The sequence below is a fragment of the Psychrobacter sp. van23A genome, assembly GCF_030845275.1.
In the GTDB taxonomy this organism is placed as follows: Bacteria; Pseudomonadota; Gammaproteobacteria; order Pseudomonadales; family Moraxellaceae; genus Psychrobacter; species Psychrobacter faecalis.
The window spans coordinates 137,525-158,677 of record NZ_CP132595.1; the positions used below are offsets into that span (position 1 = coordinate 137,525).

Consider the following 21,153-nt stretch of genomic DNA (forward strand, 5'->3'; position numbering starts at 1 on the left):
CCGCTCAAGTAGCGGGATTTTTTATGCTGCTAATAACAATAGCTGACTATTTACGATCTTCAACTTTAACGAAGTCGCGATGCGTTTCACCAGTATATAACTGACGAGGGCGACCGATTTTGAACGGTGCGCTGTGCATTTCTAACCAATGGCTGATCCAACCAGAAGTACGCGCGAGTGAGAAGATAACGGTAAACATTGACGTTGGGATACCGATGGCTTTTAAGATAATGCCAGAATAAAAATCAACGTTTGGATACAAGTTACGCTCAACGAAGTACGGGTCTTCTAAAGCGATTTTCTCAAGCGCCATCGCAAGCTCAAGCTTAGGATCATTGATACCCAATGCACCTAGTACTTCATCGCAAGTCTCTTTCATTACTTGTGCGCGTGGGTCAAAGTTTTTGTAAACACGGTGACCAAAGCCCATCAGTTTTACTTCACGGCTTTTTACTTTTTCCATGAATTCAGGGACGTTTTCTACCGTACCGATTTCATCTAGCATCTCAAGAACAGCTTCGTTAGCGCCGCCGTGTGATGGACCCCAAAGGGCAGCGATACCTGCAGCGATACACGCGTAAGGGTTGGCACCAGTAGAACCTGCTAGACGTACAGTAGACGTTGAAGCGTTTTGCTCGTGGTCAGCATGCAAAGTAAAAATTTTGTCCATGGCGCGAGTAATCACGTCATTGGTTTCGTAGTCAACATCAGCAGGGGTTGCAAACATCATGTATAAGAAGTTTTCTGCGTAATTGAAATCATTACGTGGATACATGAACGGTTCGCCCTGTGAGTATTTATAACTCATTGCTGCAAGCGTTGGCATTTTAGCGATTAGACGAATAGCGGTGATTTCACGGTGTGCTTCATTGCTGACGTCTAAGTTGTCATGATAAAACGCTGATAGGGCACCAACGACACCAACCATAATCGCCATTGGATGGGCGTCACGGCGGAAACCTTCAAAGAATTTACGTAATTGGTCATGAACACCGGTGTGCTTACGAACCTTTTCATAGAAATCCGCTTTTTGCTCAGCGTTTGGTAGATCACCATGAATCAACGCATACGCCACTTCTAGATATTCAGCATTGTTTGCTAACTGGTCGATAGGGTAGCCACGGTGTAATAACTCCCCTTTACCGCCATCAATATAAGTAATCTTAGATTCAACAGGGGCGGTTACTTTAAAACCAGGGTCATAAGACCAAAAACCTGAATCTTGTAGAGCAGCAATATCGATAACTGGGCGCCCTAAAGTACCTTCAATAATAGGAAGTTCGTATTCTTCACCATTTACGCTTAATTTGGCATTGTTGTCAGCCATAAACTGCTCTCCATTGTTTGTAACTTGTTAGAATAAAAATATATCGACGCATACCCTCGCGTCTTCACTAGTTAAACGGTCAAAAAAATTTAACCCATTTAATATGCAGGCTATATTAGCAGTTATTACTGAGGTTTTGAAAAGACTTTTAGCAGCAATGTCTGTAATAGGTGTGCGTTAGTCGTGCTAAACGACTGTAAACTTTGTATCAAAATATGTCTATTCAGTAATTTAGCGGTAATTCAGCAGCAAGTCCGCTGGTTGCTTATAATGTAATGATTCTCATTAACATTATAATAATTAAGACTTTATTACAAGATAAACGTCCGTCATATTTGCAGCAACGCACCATGGCATAGACAGAGTATGCGTAACCGACAGATTAATTTGGATCAAAAATTGATTCTGAAATATCAATACTAATAAATTCGCCTTACCAATAGCTAGCTTTTTGTTAAATAATCACCGATAACCACTATTTAGGGGATAAATTTGTAATTATGGCGCAGTCATTTTATAATTGGAGGGATTTAACTGGCACTAGCTTTGCGCAAATGAATAGGCTGCTCTGATAAAACTATTGGTAAAGCCCAGCTTTATTGAGACTTTTTGATGATTGACTGTTCGGTTGATAGACTAAATCCCGACTTATCGTTTGAATATTCTTGTTAACTGTTCTATTTTTAAATAGTCAACAGTGAAGTTTGCCTTAATAAAAAATGATACTCTACAGATGATATTATGGCGTTATCTTTTTTGTTGATGCAACGTCGTAAAAATAGAATAGTTAATCGATTTATCCCATATTATGAACTCCATGTAACCTCTTTATTTTGTATAAAGGGTGTGAATGATTTGTCATAAAAAGGGATTGTCACTTCAGTGAGCGATAGGGAAGTCTATAACCACTTTATAAATGGAAACTACCCAAATAGCAACTAAATAAACAGTCGCTACGGGCACAGATTTTATTTATAGAGTTTATCTGAACGTCAGATAAATAAGACTTATCGACCTTGCATATTTAGCGCAAATGAAACGACGTCAGCTAGCCCTTCCTTACTTTATTCATCTCATGTGTTGCTTGCCGCTTGTAGAATAGTATTGATAAATAGTATTCGTATAATGCGTTGATAGCTGATACAGGAGTATAACCGCAAAAAGGATGCCCGCTGTGAAAAGCAACCGACCTATTAATCTGCCCTTAAGCCAAGTGATTAGCGTTAACCGCTCACCGATTGCAATTGCTTCTATCTTGCATCGTATCTCTGGCATTGTTTTATTTCTACTTATCCCAGTCATGCTGTGGTTATTACAGAATTCTTTGGCATCGCCTGAGAGTTTTGAAACCGTGTTTGACAATGTCTTTATTCGCTTTTTAGCGTGGATTTTCGTCGCCGCCATTGCTTATCACTTCGTGATGGGCGTGAAGCATTTATTTGCTGATAATGGTCAAAATGAAGAGCTACAATCGGCGCGTATGGCGTCTGTTGTCAGCTTAGTGATTGCAGCGATTTTAATTGTCGCGTCATTTGTATGGGTGATGTTCTAATGATAAAAAATGATTCAGGAATCAAAAGCGCCACCGGTCTAACAAGCTCAGGTACCCGTGATTGGATGGTCCAACGTATCAGTGCGGTTATTCTAGCCGTTTACAGTGTGGTGTTGCTGGGCTTTTTCTTAACCCATGGCAATGTAACCTTCATTGAATGGTCTGATTTTATGACCAGTTTACCGATGCGTCTGTTCAGCTTGTTGGCTATTTTGGCATTGGCTGGTCACGCGTGGGTGGGTATGTGGACGGTATTTACCGACTATATTACCTCTGGCAAGATGGGTGAAAGCGCGCCTAAACTGCGTTTATTTTTACAAACATTGATGATTATCGCTATTTTAGTCTTCCTATTTTGGGGCATTATGATTTTTTGGGGTAACGGCTTCGGTGTTGTTGCTGTTTAACTTTTTATCATACCGGTAAATATTTATTCATAGGCTATTTATAAGCGTAGTATTAGCAGCCATATATCGATGAATAATAACGGATGAATCTAACCGCATTTATAGCCTTACTGATTTAAAAGCGTTTAGAGAATAAAATCCGTTAGTAGCCAAAATAGACAGAGCCAATCATAGCGTTGGGTATTTCTCAATTTAACTTATCACTGATACCAGTGCATTATTAAGCAGTTGCATAACAGTTAGACCGATAGTTAAATAAACAGATAAGCCCAATATAACGATAGATATGCAAGTTAAGTGGTCAAAAGGTATTGATAGCAGATTTTGATGGTTGAAATTATTGTCAGTAGCGTGAGCGCAAATATTAGCCGACATTGCCGCATGATAAGACAGAAACCAGCATAGACATCAGCCTTTTTATTTACTTCTAAGCATTAACAGGCATTAGGAAAACCGTAATGGCAACTAGACAAGATAATACCATTAGCAATATTAAAACCCTGAACTATGACGCGGTCATCGTTGGTGGCGGCGGCTCAGGTATGCGTGCTTCATTGCATTTGGCCGAAGCGGGCATGAAGGTTGCAGTCTTGACCAAAGTATTCCCAACCCGTTCGCACACCGTTGCAGCGCAGGGCGGTATCGGCGCAAGTTTGGGTAACATGAGTAATGACAACTGGCACTTTCACTTTTATGATACCGTGAAAGGGTCAGATTGGTTAGGTGACCAAGACGCCATTGAGTACATGTGCCGCGAAGCGCCGAAAGTAGTATATGAGCTTGAGCACATGGGTATGCCGTTTGACCGTAACGAAGATGGCACCATTTATCAGCGTCCATTTGGCGGTCATACCTCAAACTATGGCGAAAAAGCCGTACAACGTGCTTGCGCTGCTGCTGACCGTACGGGTCACGCGCTATTGCATACGCTTTATCAGAAAAACCTACAGCAAGGTACAGAGTTCTTTATCGAGTGGATCGCGCTTGATTTGATCAAAGATGAGGCCGGTAACATCAATGGCGTTATCGCGCTTGAGCAAGAAACCGGTACGGTTGCGGTATTCCAATCACCAATTACTGTGTTAGCCACAGGTGGTGCTGGTCGTATCTTTGCGGCTTCTACCAACGCTTATATCAATACAGGTGACGGTATTGGCATGGCGGTTCGTGCAGGTATTCCATTGCAAGATATGGAATTCTGGCAGTTCCACCCAACCGGCGTTCATGGTGCCGGCGTACTATTGACCGAAGGTTGCCGCGGTGAAGGCGCTATCTTACGTAATAAAGATGGCGAAGCGTTCATGGAGCGTTATGCGCCCACCGTGAAAGACTTGGCACCACGTGACTTGGTATCACGTTCGATGGACCAAGAAATCAAAGAAGGTCGCGGCTGTGGTCCAAATGCTGACCATATCGTGATGGATATGACCCATTTGGGTGTTGACACCATTATGAAGCGTTTACCATCAGTATTCGAGATTGGTAAAAACTTTGCCAACGTTGACATCACTAAAGAGCCAATTCCAGTTATCCCAACCATTCACTATATGATGGGCGGTATTCCAACCACGATTCATGGTCAGGTGATTGTACCGGATCTAGAAGCGGGTACCGATGAAGACGGTCTATATGCCAAAGGCAACGTCGTTAAAGGTCTTTATGCAATCGGTGAGTGTGCGTGCGTTAGTGTGCATGGTGCCAACCGTTTAGGTACCAACTCGCTACTTGATTTATTGGTCTTTGGTCGCGCTGCTGGTAAGCATATCGTTGATGAATTCCATCATGCTGACCATAACTACAAGCCGCTTGATCCACATGTGCTTGATTTCACTGTGCGCCGTTTAGACAAATTGCAACAATCAACTTCAGGCTACAATGCGCAAGACGTGGCTGACGAGATTCGCGCCATTATGCAAAAGCATGCCAGTGTATTCCGTACGCAGGCGATGATGGATGAAGGTGTTAAGCAGATTCTAGCGCTTGCTGATAAAATCGACCAAATCCATTTGGCTGATAAATCACAGGTCTTTAATACTGCGCGTATCGAAGCGTTTGAAGTAGCCAACTTGTATGAAGTGGCAAAAGCGACGATGATATCGGCCGCTAACCGTCATGAAAGCCGCGGCGCGCACAGTGTTTCTGACTATGATCGCCCAGAAGATGATGATTATGCACCAAACGGCCGTAACGATAATGATTGGATGAAGCATACCCTATGGTATTCTGAAGGCAATCGTATTATCTATAAGCCTGTGCGTAAAGTGCCATTGACGGTCGATTACGTCGAGCCAAAAGTTCGCGTTTATTAATTCTAGCCCCTGTAGTTTTGAGCATACAGCTTTGTGTATACATAGAATTAACGTTTTATCCCTTATTTAATAAAAGGTGAGCGCCAGCGATAAGCTTTTATCAGCGCTATGGTTTAATCATAGCGCTGATAAATAGCAGTCTTTAGACTGTACGCTTGTGAGCCCGCATCACCAATGTGTGGAGTTTAGCATTATGAGCCGAGGTACTCGCACCATCGAAATCTATCGCTACGATCCTGATGTGGACGCAGCGCCGCGCATGCAAACTTATACGATTGAGTTATTGGACTCAGATCGTATGTTGCTTGACGTGTTATTACGCCTAAAGAAAGAAGATGAAACCCTTACTTTCCGACGCTCGTGCCGTGAAGGCATTTGCGGTTCAGATGGCATGAATATTAATGGTAAAAATGGTCTAGCTTGTCTGATTAACATGAACACCTTGCCTGAAAAAGTAACGGTTCGTCCATTACCAGGTTTGCCAGTGGTTCGTGATTTGGTCGTCGACATGAACCAATTTTATGAGCAATACGAAAAAGTTCATCCGTTCTTAATCAATGACCAGCCAGCGCCAGCAACCGAGCGTTTGCAGTCACCTGAACAGCGTGAAAAATTGAACGGTTTGTATGAGTGTATTTTATGTGCTTGCTGTTCAACCAGCTGCCCATCATTCTGGTGGAACCCTGATAAGTTCTTAGGTCCAGCCGCACTATTGAATGCCAACCGTTTTGTATCTGACAGCCGCGATACTGATATTCGTGCTCGTCTAGGGCGTTTAGAAGATCCGTTCAGCTTATTCCGTTGCCGCGGTATCATGAACTGCGTGTCAGTATGTCCAAAAGGCCTAAATCCAACCAAAGCCATCGGTCATCTGCGCAATTTACTGATCGATCAAGCAGGTTAGTCTACCATTTATTGGTAATTAGCTTTATAATAGCGCTGTTAAAAAAACACCACCTCTCATTAGGTGGTGTTTTTTATTCAAGGTTATCAGCATTAAACTGTCAGTTATAAAGCTAGCATCACAAAACTGATATTTTAGACGGTATTGTTGATGGGCAGTGGTGACTCAGTCAATGAAAGTAAGGCTGTATTAACAATACGTTGCTTGTATGTAAGAGGGCATGCTATATCGTACGCATGTCTATATAATTGATTACAACCGTATATTTTCGCGCAGATTCATTTAAAGGTAGTGATTAACCATAAATGTTTATATCGCTCAAAATCTATAGAAATGCAAAAAGTAGGCTATAATTTTAGCTAAATCTTAGCGATAGCGCCGTTATTTGTTCATATAAAAATTAACTAGTTGCGAGAAATGATAGTTGATATTCATTTCGTAAATACCTAGTATTGAACAAACAAACTATGGCGTGTTAGGCAGTCATGTTACCCTATACAGCACTATATCTTTGGCGTAATATCGCCTATATTTCTACCATAGCAAGACACTTCAGCGGAAATAGCCAATTAAAAGGCTAACTGAAGACAAAATTTTTTGAGTAAAACCATGCTATTAACAATTTGGTTATAGCTGCAAGCATTATATATAAATTAATGTTGTCAAACGAGCCACTAAAGAAAACCGACCGTTCACAAATAATTTTAATAGTAAGCATGGTATTGCAATTATCTTTTTTATAACGAGATAGCTTGGGTAGGATGTTTTTTATTGACCAAGAGCGGTAACTTGTAGATATGGTTAATAAAAAGATAATGTTAAGACAAGTTTTAATGGTAAAAAGCGACGATTGATGTCGCTAACCTATAACGAACAACACAATAATAAGCACGATTCCATTCATTTATCTATCAAATAGACGATTATTATGAATAGTATAACTAAAGAAACTGCGAGCCTAGATCATACTGAACTGGCTGCCGACAATGCTCAATATATCGAAGCGCTCTATGAGCAATATCTAGATGATCCTAGTAGCGTTGATAACGATTGGCAAGCGTATTTTGAACAATACAAAACGCCAAACGATGCCAAGCACAATGCTATTAAAGATCAGTTTTTGTTGCTTGCGCGCAATCAAACGGCGAACAAAGTAAGCACTGAAGCATCAGCTTCAACAGTTGGTAATTCAAACTGTGCTGACCCAAAGCAAATGGGCGTGCAGCAGCTGATTTCAGCCTATCGTCGCCGTGGTCATCGCCGTGCTAAGCTTGATCCGTTAGATTTGCATCCACGTGCAGAAGTGGAAGATTTAACCCTTGCCTATCACAATCTTTCTGAAGCCGACCTTGATACCGTATTCCCAACCAATGATTTAAATATTGGTAAGGATGAAGCGACGCTACGTGAAATCATTGAGATCATGGAGCGCGTCTACTGCCGTTATATCGGTACGGAATATATGCACGTGACCACCAGCACCGAAAAACGCTGGATGGAAAAATACCTAGAAACCAATCTGGGTTATATCGAGTTTGATAAAGAAAAACGTCTCTCAATCCTTGAGCGTTTAACCGCTGCCGAAGGCTTAGAAAAATATTTGGCTCGTAAATATACGGGTGTTAAGCGTTTTGGTCTAGAAGGTGGTGAGAGCTTTATTCCTGCTATCAATGAAATCATCCAACGTGCTGGCGGTTATGGTACTAAAGAGATGGTTATCGGTATGGCTCACCGTGGTCGTTTAAACTTGTTGGTTAATATTTTGGGTAAAAACCCTGCCGATTTGTTTGATGAGTTCGATGGTAAAGTGCAGCCAGAAAAAGGCTCAGGTGACGTTAAATATCATAATGGTTTTTCATCGAACGTGATGACACCGGGCGGTGAGGCGCATTTGGCATTGGCGTTTAACCCATCGCACCTTGAGATTGTCGCACCAGTATTGCAAGGTTCGGTACGCGCGCGTCAAGTTCGCCGTAATGACCAACCACTACAAGATAACAAAACAGGCAACTCTGTACTACCGATCGTTATTCATGGCGATGCGGCATTTGCAGGCCAAGGTGTGGTGCAAGAAACTTTTCAAATGTCACAAACCCGCGCTTATACCACGGGCGGTACAGTACATATTGTTATTAATAACCAAGTTGGTTTTACCACCAGTCGTCAAGAAGATGCACGCTCGACTGAATATTGTACTGATGTTGCCAAAATGGTGCACGCGCCTATCTTGCACGTAAACGGTGATGATCCTGAATCAGTGGTTTTCGCGGCGCAATTGGCATTAGATTACCGTCATGAGTTTGATAAAGACATCATTATTGACTTATTTTGTTATCGCCGTAACGGTCATAACGAAGCCGATGAACCATCAGCGACTCAGCCATTAATGTACGCAGTGATTAAGAAATTACCAACCACTCGCACTATCTACGCACAGCAACTGATCAAAGCCGGCGTGTTGAGCGAGAGTGAAGCTCAGCAGTACGAAGATGAATATCGTGAGTCGTTAGACCGCGGTGAATACGTTGCCAGCTCTCTAGTGAGTCAGCCTAACGAAGAGCTCTTCGTTGATTGGAAACCTTACTTAGGTCATGATTTGGTTGACGATTGGGATACCAGCGTCGATATCGAAGTGCTAAAAGGCTATGGTCGCCGTATGGCAGAAATGCCAGAAGGTTACAAGCTACAACGCCAAGTACAAAAAATGGTCGAACAGCGCCTAGCTATGCAAACTGGCGAAGAGCCACTTAACTGGGGCGCCGCTGAAACACTAGCCTATGCATCATTGGTTGACCATGACAATGTCTTGGTACGTATTACTGGTGAAGATGTGGGCCGTGGTACGTTCTCGCATCGCCACAGTGAAATCTATAACGTCAATGACGGCAGCATGTATGTGCCTCTTTCACATATCAGTGAGACGCAAGCGCGCTTTGCTACTTACAACTCATTGTTATCAGAAGAAGCGGTACTAGCCTTCGAATATGGATATGCGACCACAGTTCCTAATGCGCTAATCGTTTGGGAAGCACAGTTTGGTGACTTTGTGAACGGTGCACAAGTGGTGATTGACCAGTTTATCTCAAGTGGTGAGACTAAGTGGCAGCGCGTTTGTGGTCTAACGATGTTATTACCACATGGCTTTGAAGGTCAAGGTCCTGAGCATTCATCTGCTCGCCTAGAGCGCTTCTTGCAGTTATGTGCTGAAGACAACATGCAAGTGATTACGCCAACGACCCCAGCGCAAATCTATCATGCCCTACGTCGTCAAGCGGTACGTCCGATTCGTAAGCCATTAATCGTCATGTCACCGAAGAGTTTACTACGTCACAAATTGGCAACTTCAACTCTTGAAGAGCTGGCGAACGGCAAGTTTGAGACAGTATTGCCAGAGATCGATCAGCAAAATGCCGACAACGTAACGCGTATGGTGCTGTGCGGCGGTAAAGTTTACTATGACTTATTAGAACAACGCCGTGCGCTAGGTTTAGATCATGTAGCGATTGTGCGTATTGAGCAGCTATACCCATTACCAGAAGAGCGTTTGATTGCTGAGATTGAAAAATATAGTAACTTAGCTGAGATTGTTTGGACGCAAGAAGAGCCACTTAACCAAGGTGCTTGGTACTATCTAGCGCCGCATATGTTCCGCATTGTTGTGCCGCATCCAACCAAGGCAAAAGTCATGGAGCCGGTCGCACGTCCTGCTAGTGCGGCGCCAGCGACAGGATCTCCAAAACTACATGTTCAGCAGCAGCAAGCACTCATTGCTGGTGGTCTTGGCATCAGTGTGGATGAGCTATCTAAATAGTAGTTGGCTTAAGCAACAGATTATATAAGATACACGAATCAGGCGATAACAGTCCGTACCGCTATTACCATTAAAGTAAGACGATTGAGAATGGTATTGACTGCCTATCACGACTTAATAATAAAGAGTAATATCAATATCTAAGGAGTATATCGATGGCTGAAATTAAAGCCCCCGTTTTTCCAGAATCGGTTGCCGATGGCACCCTCGTGGAATGGCATGTCACTGAAGGTCAAGAAGTTAGCCGCGACGACTTATTGGCTGAAATTGAAACTGATAAAGTGGTATTAGAAGTGGTTGCACCTGATAACGGTGTGGTTACCAAAATCGTTAAGCAAGTTGACGATACGATTTTGTCAGACGAGCTAATCGCCGAGTTTGAAGCTGGTGCTAGCGGTAGTTCTGCTGGTGGTAGCAGCGATAGTGCTGATGAGCCTGCAGTTGACCCAGATCAACCAGCAGCGCCAGTACAGCCGAAACAAGCTACCGATGGCGGTGAGCCAGTCCAAGCGACAGATAAAAAAGACGAAGCGGATCATAAAGACCAAAGCCCTGCGGTACGAAAAGCGGCGAAAGAATCTGGCGTTGATCCTAAAAATGTCGAAGGCAGTGGTCGCGGTGGTCGTGTAACCAAAACCGACATGGCAAACCCAACGCTAAAAGCTGATAGCTCTATCAAATCTGATAGCGGTCGTCCAGTTGCTGAATCAACCGGTGAGCGTACTGAAAAACGCGTACCAATGACGCGTCTACGTAAGACAGTTGCTAACCGTCTACTGGCTGCCTCACAAGAAACAGCGATGCTAACCACGTTTAACGAAGTCAACATGAAACCGTTGATGGATATGCGTGCTAAGTATAAAGAGCAATTTGAAAAGCGCCATGGCGTACGTCTAGGCTTTATGTCATTGTTTATTAAAGCGGCGACTGAAGCACTAAAACGCTTCCCAGCGGTTAACGCGTCACTAGACGGCGATGACATCGTTTATCACGGCTACTATGATATCGGTGTTGCCGTATCTTCAGATCGTGGTTTGGTCGTTCCTGTATTGCGTGATACCGACCGCATGAGTATGTCTGATGTTGAGGCTAAGATTCGTGAGTTTGGTGGTAAAGCACAACAAGGTAAACTTGGTCTTGATGACATGACTGGCGGTACGTTCACCATTTCAAACGGCGGCGTCTTTGGTTCACTCATGTCAACGCCTATCTTGAATCCACCACAAACTGCTATCTTAGGTATGCACGCTATCAACGATCGCCCAATGGCAGTCGACGGTAAAGTTGAAATTTTACCAATGATGTACCTAGCACTATCATATGATCACCGTATGATTGACGGCAAAGAAGCGGTACAGTTCTTAGTTACTATCAAAGAGTTGGTCGAAGATCCAACCATGCTACTCCTAGACCTGTAAGCTTTTAAGCTTGTATCGGTAACCACTGATACAAGCTTTTTCACTTTGGACGAGGAGATTGTGGTTTATTGTCAAATAAATGCGACTTTTTTTGTGGTGTATTAACGACGGAAAAATCGTCATTTATCATTCAGTAGGCCAACCAGTCATTTAAATCATCATAAAATCAGAAAAAAATCTAGAAATAAATTAGAACCAAATTAAAAATAGGAACGTACTATGAAAGACAATTATGATTTAGTCGTCATCGGCGGCGGTCCTGGTGGTTACGAAGCCGCTATTCGCGCAGGTCAATTGGGTATGAGCGTGGCTTGTATCGAAAAACGCGTTTATAAAGGTGAGCCAGCACTGGGTGGTACTTGCTTAAACGTCGGTTGTATCCCATCAAAAGCCTTACTTGATTCATCACATCGTTATGAAGCAACCAAACATGACCTTGCTGAACATGGTATCAGCACCGGTGACGTTGCTATCGATATCGAGCAAATGATTGGCCGTAAAGAAGCCATTGTTAAGCAATTGACGGGCGGCGTGGCGGCATTGCTAAAAGGCAATGGCGTTGACTGGCTACAAGGCTGGGGCACGTTAGAAGATGGTAAAGGTGCGGATAAAAAAGTTAAATTTACTGCCCTAGAAGACGAAAGTGAAACGACTATTACCGCCAAAAACGTCATTCTTGCAGCAGGTTCGGTGCCTATCGATATTCCTGTGGCAAAAACTGATGGCGACCGTATTGTTGATTCTACTGGCGCGCTTGATTTCACCGAAGTACCAAAGCGTTTAGGCGTCATTGGCGCAGGCGTAATTGGTCTTGAGCTAGGTTCAGTATGGCGCCGCTTGGGCGCGGAAGTGGTTGTCTATGAAGCGCTACCAAGCTTCCTAGCAGCGGCTGACAAAGACATCGCTAAAGAAGCGGGTAAAATGCTGAAAAAGCAAGGTCTTGATATCCGTGTTGATACCAAAGTAACCAATGCTGAAGTGAAAGGCGATCAAGTTGTCGTGACCAGCGAAGCAAAAGGCGAAGCCTCGGATGAAAGCTTTGATAAACTGATCGTTTGTGTCGGTCGCCGTGCTTACTCTGAAAAACTATTGGGCGCAGACAGCGGTATCACGTTGACTGAACGCGGTCTTATCGATGTCGATGACCAATGTAAAACCAACCTTGACGGCGTTTATGCAATCGGTGACTTGGTTCGTGGCCCTATGCTTGCGCATAAAGCCATGGAAGAAGGCATGATGGCGGTTGAGCGCATTCATGGCGAAAAAGCACAAGTTAACTATGACACCATTATCAACGTCATTTATACCCATCCAGAAATTGCATGGGTTGGTTTGACCGAGCAAGAAGCGACTGAAGCGGGTTATGAAGTCAAAACTGGTTCATTTAACCTAGCAGCGAACGGCCGTGCACTTGCCCAAAGTGAAGCACAAGGCTCTATCAAAGTTGTTGCTGATGCCAAAACAGATCGTTTGTTAGGTATGCATGCCATTTCTGCTGGTGCGGGCGATATTGTCCATCAAGGTATGATTGCGATGGAATTTGTATCTAGTATCGAAGATTTGCAGTTGATGACATTTGCGCATCCAACCATTTCTGAAGCGGTTCATGAAGCTGCTTTATCAGCAGATGGCCGTGCGATTCATGCCATTCAGCGTAAAAAACGTAAGTAGTTTTTGAGATTAAATTGCTTAAGATTAACTTGCTTAAAATGAAAGCATTTGAGTAAATATCAAGTTTAACCGGATGGTGCGGCCGCTATCACTATTATGATAACGGTCGCCGCCATCATAAGTGTGGCAGCATTATTCTGCCTTGCACTTGTTTTCACTTTTTATTAATTGTAAAAAATAAAGGATACAATCAATGAATTTACATGAGTATCAAGCAAAAGAGCTATTGAAAAGCTACGGTTTGCCCATTCAAGAAGGCATCATCGCCCATAATGGCGACGAAGCTGCTGCTGCTTTTGATAAAACGCCTACTGATATTGCGGTTATTAAAGCGCAGGTTCATGCTGGTGGCCGTGGTAAAGCGGGCGGTGTGAAGCTCGTTAAAACTCGCGAAGAAGCAAAGCAAGTTGCTGAAGAGCTTATCGGTACCAATCTGGTTACATTCCAGACTGACGCAGAAGGCCAACCCGTAAACTTTGTTTTGGTTGCAGAGGATATGTACCCAGTACAAACTGAGTTATATCTTGGCGCAGTTGTTGATCGTTCTACGCGTCGCGTAACTTTTATGGCATCAACCGAAGGCGGCGTTGATATCGAAGAAGTCGCAAGCGAAACTCCAGAAAAAATCTTTAAAGTAAGCGTTGATCCATTAGTTGGTCTAATGCCTTACCAAGCACGTGAAGTGGCATTTAAACTGGGTCTTGAAGGCAAGCAAATCAACCAGTTTGTAAAATTGATGAGCGGCGCTTATCAAGCATTCGTTGACAATGATTTTGCATTATTAGAAATCAACCCATTAGCGGTTCGCGAAAATGGCGAAATCGTTTGTGTTGATGGCAAAATCGGTATCGATTCAAACGCTTTATATCGCCTGCCTAAAATTGCAGCCTTACAAGATAAAACGCAAGAAAACGAGCGCGAGCTTAAAGCCGCTGAGTTTGACCTAAACTATGTTGCCTTAGAAGGTAACATCGGTTGTATGGTCAACGGTGCTGGTCTTGCGATGGCGACCATGGACATCATCAAATTGTACGGCGGCAAACCTGCTAACTTCTTGGACGTTGGCGGCGGTGCAACCAAAGATCGCGTTGTTGAAGCGTTCAAAATCATTCTAGAAGACAGCAGTGTTGAAGGCGTTCTCATCAACATCTTTGGCGGTATCGTACGTTGTGACATGATTGCCGAAGCGATTATCGAAGCAGTTAAAGAAGTGAACGTAAAAGTACCTGTCGTTGTCCGTCTAGAAGGTAATAACGCTGAAAAAGGTGCTGAGCTACTAGAGCAATCTGATGTGAAAATTATTTCAGCTCAAGGCCTAGCAGACGCGGCACAAAAAATTGTCGATGCGGTTAAAGCATAAGCCTTTAATATAAGTCGTGAGGGTAAGCGCTGTTTTATTCATAACTCGCTTAACCAGACGCTTAAGCATTATAGTCACAGCGTGATGGCAGTTTTTAGTAAAAGCATAAATCGTTAACATTTAACGATAAGTGAGCGAGAAAACTGCTATTGCAAGACAACCGAATAAGGAAAACATAATGAGTGTATTAATTGATAAAGATACCAAAGTATTGGTACAAGGTTTTACTGGTAAAAACGGTACATTCCACTCTGAACAAGCAATTGAGTACGGCACTAAAGTAGTCGGCGGCGTAACCCCAGGTAAAGGCGGTCAAACGCATCTAGGTTTGCCAGTCTTTAATACCATGGCAGAAGCGATGGAAGCGACCCAAGCTGACGCTTCAGTTATCTACGTACCAGCGCCATTTGTACTAGATTCTATCGTTGAAGCAGTCGATGCCGGCGTAAAATTGATCGTCGTAATCACTGAAGGCGTACCTACTATCGATATGCTAAAAGCCAAGCGTTATATCGAAGAAGCAGGCGATGTACGTATGGTTGGTCCAAACTGCCCAGGCGTTATCACTCCAGGTCAGTGCAAAATCGGTATCATGCCAGGCCATATCCATTTGCCCGGTAAAGTGGGTATCATCTCACGCTCTGGTACGTTGACTTATGAAGCGGTTGCCCAAACCACTAAGCTTGGCTTTGGTCAGTCTACTTGTATCGGTATCGGCGGCGACCCTATCCCAGGTATGAACCAAATCGATGCGCTAAAACTGTTCCAAGACGATCCACAAACCGAAGCCATCGTATTAATCGGTGAGATTGGTGGTACAGCTGAAGAAGAAGCGGCGGCTTATATCAAAGAGCACGTAACTAAGCCAGTTGTTGGTTATATCGCTGGTGTGACTGCGCCTGCTGGTAAACGTATGGGCCATGCTGGCGCGATTATCTCTGGTGGTCAAGGTACTGCTGAAGAGAAATTTAAAGCCTTTGAAGACGCTGGTATTGCTTATACTCGCGATCCATCAAAAATTGGCGATAAGTTAAAAGAAGTTACCGGTTGGTAATTTAGGTATTAATAGCTAGTCTAATACCAAAACATCGTTGAAAAAAAACAAAGGCACTCCTACAATGGGGTGTCTTTTTTTATTCTAAAAATAACTTTCCTTTGATTAAAATGTAGCAATTATGAAAAATAAGATATTGGTAACTGGTGGCGCTGGATATATTGGCTCACACACTTGTATAGCTTTACAGGAAGCAGGCTATGATATTGTTGTCTACGACAATTTGTCTAATAGTAGCCGTGAAGCTATTGAGCGCGTATCCAAGCTCATTGATCAACCCATCGAGTTTGTTGAAGGCGATATTCGTGATATTGATCTACTTAAACAGGTCTTCGCCGAGCATCAGTTCTTTGGTGTGATTCATTTTGCGGGACTAAAAGCCGTTGGAGAATCGGTGGCCAAGCCATTGCTGTATTATAATAATAATGTCAGTGGCACCATTGCTTTATTGGAAGTTATGAAAGAAGCCGATGTTAAGAATTTGGTTTTTTCATCTTCTGCGACCGTCTATGGAGATCCTGAATCCTTGCCTATCAATGAGGAATCAAAGCGTTCTTGCACCAATCCTTATGGTCAGAGCAAACTGATGGTCGAGCATATTTTAGAGGACTTAGCGGCAACCGATGATGGCTGGAATCTTATTCCACTTAGGTACTTCAATCCCGTAGGTGCGCACCCATCTGGGCAAATTGGCGAAGATCCAAATGATATTCCTAATAATTTAATGCCTTATATTTCGCAAGTCGCCGTTGGCAAGCTTGAAAAACTTAGTATTTTTGGTAATGACTATTCTACTGTCGATGGGACGGGGGTACGCGATTTTATCCATGTCACTGATCTTGCCCAAGGTCATGTAGCAGCGCTTAACTACTTACAGAAACAAGTAGGTCGAGATAAATACAGCTCAATAGGTTTTTTACCCATTAATCTGGGAACAGGTAAAGGAACGTCTGTTTTAGAATTGGTCACGGCTTTTTCTGAAGTATCAGGCCAAAATATTCCTTACCAGTTTTCTGCTCGGCGCGCAGGAGATATTGCCAGCTGCTATGCCAGCGCCGATAAAGCCAAAGATTTGCTAGGTTGGGATGCCACACTATCTATCACTGAGATGTGTGAAGATACGTGGCGTTGGCAGAGTAAAAACCCGAATGGCTATCATAGCGCTTAGCATTGATTAAGCATGTTTCTTATTTCACACTTTTAAATACAGTCTAAAAATTATGAAAAAAATTACTCACGCTGTTATTCCTGTCGCAGGCTTTGGTACGCGTATGCTGCCGTTATCGAAATCAGTGCCAAAAGAGCTGCTACCACTTGGTAATCGTCCCGCTATTCATTATGTCGTTGAAGAAGCCATTGCTGCGGGTATCAAACATATTGTTTTGGTCGGTCATGCGCAAAAAAGCGCCATCGAAAACTACTTTGATATCAATGCTGAATTGGATAATCAATTGCGCACTAAAGGTAAAGGCGCGTTAGCTGATAGCTTAAATTGGTTACCCGAAGATGTAACGGTGTCTATGATACGCCAAGGCAAACCGCTAGGGTTGGGGCACGCGGTATTGGCGGCGCGTCCAATCATCGGTGAGCATGACTTTGCTGTACTGTTGCCAGATGTGGTGCTCGATCCATTTACCACCGATATAACGACTGATAATTTGGCGTTTATGATTGAGGCCTTTGCTAAAGACACGCATTCGCAAATATTGGTCAATAACGTAGCAGATGAAGATGTGCATAAATACGGTATTGCCCAATTAGACGAAGCATTTAATCAAGCGCATGAAATCGAGCAAGCTGATAAAAACGCGAGCTTTAAAGTTGCCGGTTTTGTCGAAAAGCCAAATTTAGCGGATGCCCCTTCAAAATTGGCCGTTGTCGGTCGTTATGTATTTAGCAATCATATATTTGATTATCTGGCCAATACTAGAGCGTCGGTTGGCGGCGAGATTCAACTGACTGATGCCATTGATGCCTTGATTAGCAAATATGGCGTTAATGTGACGACCATGCGCGGCGATAGTTATGACGCAGGCGATATGCGCTCGTATATGCAAGCGTTTATCTATTTTGCCGAGCAGCAGTTAAGGGATGATAAATAGCTAATGGATGAGAGAAATAATAAGGGCTATAAAAGTGCCCGCCACTCTAAGTATTGGCAGCATTTAGCCAAGTTAGCGGAGCAGCCGTGGGCGCTTGCCCCATTGTTCGCGCAGGATAATGAGCGGACGTCTCGCTTTAGCACGCAAGCGGGCGCGCTATATATGGATTATAGCAAGCAGTGTATTAATGATGCGGTGCTAGAAAATTTATTAAATTTGGCGAATAGTTGCGAGTTGTCAGGCCGTATCGATGCCTTGTTACAAGGGGCGATGGTTAATACCAGTGAAAAGCGAGCAGCGCTGCATACCGCTCTACGCTTGCCAGCTACAGAACAGCTGCAAGTTGGCACGCAAAATGTCGCCGCTGATGTACATGAGAGCTTGGCGCAGGTAGAAAGATTGTCAGAGCGGGTACGCAACGGCACATGGCGCGGATTTTCTGGCAAAGCAATCACTGATGTGGTTAATATTGGCGTTGGCGGCTCAGATTTAGGCCCGCTGATGGCGACCACCGCGCTTGATGAATGGGCAGATACTGCTATCGAGGTGCATTTTGTCTCTAACATGGATGGCACACAGCTTGATAATTTGCTCAAGCACCTAAATCCTGAAACCACTTTATTTATCATCTCCTCCAAATCTTTTGGCACCGTTGACACGCTATCCAATGCCAAGACAGCACTGTCATGGTTACTCGCTACGGCAAAGCTACGCGCTGGCACGGAAGAAAGCGTCTTGCGCCGTCATTTTATCGGCGTATCGGCCAACTGTGAAAAAATGACTGCATGGGGCATTCACCCTGAGCATCAATTGCAGCTGTGGGAATGGGTTGGCGGCCGTTTTTCATTGTGGTCGGCGATTGGACTTGCTATCGCTATTCGTATTGGCATGAATGGTTTTAAAGAGCTGCTAGCCGGCGCACATAATATGGATAAGCATTTCGCCCAAGCAGACTTTTCTGAGAATTTGCCAGTATTATTAGGTTTGCTCGCCGTTTGGAATAGTACCTTTTTACAAGTCAATGCGCATACCGTGCTGCCTTATGATGGGCGTTTGGAGTATTTGCCAAGCTACTTGACCCAGCTTGAGATGGAAAGTAATGGCAAATCGGTGACGCAGCATGGCGCGCGCCTTGATTATGATACGTGTCCAATTTTGTGGGGCGAGATTGGCTCCAATGCGCAGCATGCTTTTTATCAGCTTCTGCATCAAGGAACGCAGCAGGTCTCTTGTGACTTTATCGCTTGCGTGCGCCGTTATAGTGATGATGCGACAAATGAATCGCTACAGCAGCAGCATGAATTGTCTTTGGCAAACTGTTTAGCGCAAAGTCGGGTTTTAGCTTTTGGTAATGCTGCTATTGCTGATAAGGATATTGAAGCGGCTTCTGATGCCGATAAATACAAATATTACCGTGGTAATCAGCCGTCAACCACGCTCCTTATTGATGAGCTGACCCCGCATAGTTTGGGGGAGCTGATAGCGCTTTATGAGCACAAGGTTTATGTCATGGCCAGCATTTGGGATATCAATCCGTTTGATCAATGGGGCGTTGAGATGGGCAAGAAAATGGCAGAGTCGGTGCATACCGCCATGCAGCAAGGCGGCGATGCGCAATTCGACACCTCTACCAATCAGCTATTGCAGCATATTAAGCTGTTGTCTTAATGGCTTATGGCTAGTAGCTAGTGGCATCATGCGACTGGCTTATCCACTTATCCACTCTGCCAACTTTGCAATATAAAAGGTAATCTTATGAGCGCTGCCGCTATAAATAAACAACAGACAGATAACGACCAATCCGCACCACATTCATTTAACCAAGCCGCTAAAAACACCAGTGTTTGCGTCCTCGTCGGTCACAGTATTGAGGCCATTACCAGTGCGGTGGTACTGGCAAGTCTTGGTCATACGGTGCATCTTTATACTGATAAAGAGGTATTGACGCAGCAATTACAACAATATGGTTTTGAGCATCATTTGCAAGCGCTATGGCAGATGTACGTGCAGCAGCAGCAGATTGTCAGCTACGCTTTGCCCACTACTGCGAGTAAGCTGCTAGAGCACTATGAAAAGACGGATGATAATAGTGAGAGAAAACAAGTTGCGCTATATTGGTTATTTTTAGACAGCATTCGCTCAGTATGGCAAGCAGACAGCTGGATTACCGCCTTTAACCACAGTCATCAGCAAACCTTACCGCTTATTATGAGTGGCATTAAACAGCTGGGCGCGGTTGACGCATTGTCCAAGCAGTTGCAGCGCGCTTGGGTTTATTATGTGCCATTTGTATTCTTAAAAGATGGCGATGCGTACAGCTCAATGCTAAATCCATCATTGTTGTTGCTGGGTGAAAAAACGCCAAATAGCCGCCATCATTTAACGATGCTACAGCCTTTGATGCAACAGGCGCGCGCGTTTCATCAAGCAGATATTGCTACTATAGAGTTTGCCCGTAGTAGTATCATGGCGATGCTTGCCACAAGGGTGAGCTTTATGAATGAGATGTCGCGCTTGGCGGATAGTCAACAGGTCGATATCCAGCAAGTCAGTCACATTATGGGACTTGATGAGCGCGTAGGCAGTAGCTACTTGCAAGCAGGCTGGGGCTTTGGTGGTAATACACTACCGACAGAGTTGGTTAAGTTGCAGCAGTCCAGTACAGAAAAGAGTCTAGCTATGCCGTTACTACAGGCAGTCATTAATATCAATGAAGACCAAAAAGAGCTGATATTTCGTAAGTTTTGGCAATATTTTGATGGATTTATCGACCATAAAACCGTGGTGATTTGGGGCGGTAGTTATAAAGCGGGCTCGGGACGGACAGCAGAGTCGGCTATTCATCCGTTGTTAGCGCTACTCTGGTCTTATAATATCCGCACGCTGGTATATAGTGATAAAGCCCAAACCGAGCTTGCCGAGCTCTATGGACAGCAATCGCTACTGGAACTGATCGCCAGTCCGTACCAAAAGCTTAATGAAGCGCAGGCGATTTTTATTATCAGCTGGTTGTCAGAAAATAAGCTAGATGTTGCTAGGCTTAATGAGCAGGCGCTGCCGATATTCGATGCGCGCAATGCGCTGTCGCGAACGCAGGTTGATGATTTGGTCGGTGACTATATAGGGATTGGTCGCGCCAAATAAAGCTTTTTAACAAGGGTAAAATAAGCGTAGCAGACAAGCAGCTAATGAACTGAATCTAAATAAAAGCGCCGATTAATATAAAAATTAACCGGCG

At 43.8% G+C, this 21,153-nt stretch carries 14 protein-coding genes; 13 read left to right on the forward strand and 1 reads right to left on the reverse strand.

The window, feature by feature from the left end; translation table 11 throughout:
* Positions 1 to 46 precede the first annotated feature (46 nt).
* A complete protein-coding gene (gene gltA, locus RAH45_RS00600) occupies positions 47 to 1,327 on the reverse strand; it encodes a citrate synthase (protein WP_102077758.1) in 1,281 nt (426 codons plus the stop codon).
* A 1,165-nt stretch (positions 1,328 to 2,492) separates the two neighbouring features.
* Between gltA and sdhC the strand changes: the two genes are divergently transcribed.
* The 13 genes from sdhC (at position 2,493) to RAH45_RS00665 (ending at position 21,059) form a co-directional block, all read left to right on the forward strand.
* Positions 2,493 to 2,879: a succinate dehydrogenase, cytochrome b556 subunit gene (sdhC, locus tag RAH45_RS00605; protein ID WP_082894375.1), complete on the forward strand. Its 387-nt coding sequence runs from the start codon at positions 2,493 to 2,495 to the stop codon at positions 2,877 to 2,879.
* Positions 2,880 to 2,881: 2 nt separating this feature from the next.
* Positions 2,882 to 3,286, forward strand: a complete 405-nt coding sequence (sdhD, locus tag RAH45_RS00610) for a succinate dehydrogenase, hydrophobic membrane anchor protein (RefSeq protein WP_102077800.1) — start codon at positions 2,882 to 2,884, stop codon at positions 3,284 to 3,286.
* Between the two features lie 458 nt (positions 3,287 to 3,744).
* Complete coding sequence (gene sdhA / locus RAH45_RS00615; RefSeq protein ID WP_068407838.1) at positions 3,745 to 5,595, forward strand: succinate dehydrogenase flavoprotein subunit; 1,851 nt, start codon at positions 3,745 to 3,747, stop codon at positions 5,593 to 5,595.
* A 193-nt stretch (positions 5,596 to 5,788) separates the two neighbouring features.
* Positions 5,789 to 6,499, forward strand: coding sequence for a succinate dehydrogenase iron-sulfur subunit (locus RAH45_RS00620; protein WP_068407835.1), 711 nt, complete (start codon positions 5,789 to 5,791; stop codon positions 6,497 to 6,499).
* Between the two features lie 928 nt (positions 6,500 to 7,427).
* Positions 7,428 to 10,310 (forward strand): 2-oxoglutarate dehydrogenase E1 component, encoded by a 2,883-nt coding sequence (locus tag RAH45_RS00625; RefSeq protein ID WP_068407832.1) that lies wholly within the window; start codon positions 7,428 to 7,430, stop codon positions 10,308 to 10,310.
* 155 nt (positions 10,311 to 10,465) lie between these two features.
* On the forward strand, positions 10,466 to 11,728 hold the full coding sequence (gene odhB, locus RAH45_RS00630; RefSeq protein WP_068407829.1) for a 2-oxoglutarate dehydrogenase complex dihydrolipoyllysine-residue succinyltransferase: 1,263 nt from the start codon (positions 10,466 to 10,468) through the stop codon (positions 11,726 to 11,728).
* Positions 11,729 to 11,947: 219 nt separating this feature from the next.
* Entirely contained in the window at positions 11,948 to 13,399 is a 1,452-nt protein-coding gene (gene lpdA / locus RAH45_RS00635) for a dihydrolipoyl dehydrogenase (RefSeq protein ID WP_068407828.1), read from the forward strand.
* 193 nt (positions 13,400 to 13,592) lie between these two features.
* Positions 13,593 to 14,759, forward strand: a complete 1,167-nt coding sequence (gene sucC, locus RAH45_RS00640) for an ADP-forming succinate--CoA ligase subunit beta (protein WP_068407827.1) — start codon at positions 13,593 to 13,595, stop codon at positions 14,757 to 14,759.
* Between the two features lie 178 nt (positions 14,760 to 14,937).
* Complete coding sequence (gene sucD / locus RAH45_RS00645; RefSeq protein WP_068407825.1) at positions 14,938 to 15,813, forward strand: succinate--CoA ligase subunit alpha; 876 nt, start codon at positions 14,938 to 14,940, stop codon at positions 15,811 to 15,813.
* 121 nt (positions 15,814 to 15,934) lie between these two features.
* On the forward strand, positions 15,935 to 16,981 hold the full coding sequence (galE, locus tag RAH45_RS00650) for a UDP-glucose 4-epimerase GalE (protein WP_102077760.1): 1,047 nt from the start codon (positions 15,935 to 15,937) through the stop codon (positions 16,979 to 16,981).
* Between the two features lie 52 nt (positions 16,982 to 17,033).
* Positions 17,034 to 17,915, forward strand: coding sequence for a UTP--glucose-1-phosphate uridylyltransferase (locus tag RAH45_RS00655; protein WP_068407821.1), 882 nt, complete (start codon positions 17,034 to 17,036; stop codon positions 17,913 to 17,915).
* A 3-nt stretch (positions 17,916 to 17,918) separates the two neighbouring features.
* The gene (gene pgi / locus RAH45_RS00660; RefSeq protein WP_068407819.1) at positions 17,919 to 19,583 is read left to right on the forward strand and encodes a glucose-6-phosphate isomerase; all 1,665 of its coding nucleotides are present in this window, start codon (positions 17,919 to 17,921) and stop codon (positions 19,581 to 19,583) included.
* Positions 19,584 to 19,670: 87 nt separating this feature from the next.
* Positions 19,671 to 21,059, forward strand: coding sequence for a UDP-glucose/GDP-mannose dehydrogenase family protein (locus RAH45_RS00665; RefSeq protein WP_193029924.1), 1,389 nt, complete (start codon positions 19,671 to 19,673; stop codon positions 21,057 to 21,059).
* The last annotated feature ends 94 nt before the right edge of the window (positions 21,060 to 21,153 follow it).

What these genes read in the sequence shown, in the direction of transcription:
- galE (WP_102077760.1), top strand. Translation starts at nt 15,935, where the DNA reads ATGAAAAATAAGATATTGGTAACTGGTGGCGCTGGATATATTGGCTCA.
- sucD (WP_068407825.1), top strand. Translation starts at nt 14,938, where the DNA reads ATGAGTGTATTAATTGATAAAGATACCAAAGTATTGGTACAAGGTTTT.
- RAH45_RS00625 (WP_068407832.1), top strand. Translation starts at nt 7,428, where the DNA reads ATGAATAGTATAACTAAAGAAACTGCGAGCCTAGATCATACTGAACTG.
- sdhC (WP_082894375.1), top strand. Translation starts at nt 2,493, where the DNA reads ATGCCCGCTGTGAAAAGCAACCGACCTATTAATCTGCCCTTAAGCCAA.
- lpdA (WP_068407828.1), top strand. Translation starts at nt 11,948, where the DNA reads ATGAAAGACAATTATGATTTAGTCGTCATCGGCGGCGGTCCTGGTGGT.
- RAH45_RS00665 (WP_193029924.1), top strand. Translation starts at nt 19,671, where the DNA reads ATGAGCGCTGCCGCTATAAATAAACAACAGACAGATAACGACCAATCC.
- gltA (WP_102077758.1), bottom strand. Translation starts at nt 1,327, where the DNA reads ATGGCTGACAACAATGCCAAATTAAGCGTAAATGGTGAAGAATACGAA.
- odhB (WP_068407829.1), top strand. Translation starts at nt 10,466, where the DNA reads ATGGCTGAAATTAAAGCCCCCGTTTTTCCAGAATCGGTTGCCGATGGC.
- RAH45_RS00655 (WP_068407821.1), top strand. Translation starts at nt 17,034, where the DNA reads ATGAAAAAAATTACTCACGCTGTTATTCCTGTCGCAGGCTTTGGTACG.
- RAH45_RS00620 (WP_068407835.1), top strand. Translation starts at nt 5,789, where the DNA reads ATGAGCCGAGGTACTCGCACCATCGAAATCTATCGCTACGATCCTGAT.
- pgi (WP_068407819.1), top strand. Translation starts at nt 17,919, where the DNA reads ATGGATGAGAGAAATAATAAGGGCTATAAAAGTGCCCGCCACTCTAAG.
- sucC (WP_068407827.1), top strand. Translation starts at nt 13,593, where the DNA reads ATGAATTTACATGAGTATCAAGCAAAAGAGCTATTGAAAAGCTACGGT.
- sdhA (WP_068407838.1), top strand. Translation starts at nt 3,745, where the DNA reads ATGGCAACTAGACAAGATAATACCATTAGCAATATTAAAACCCTGAAC.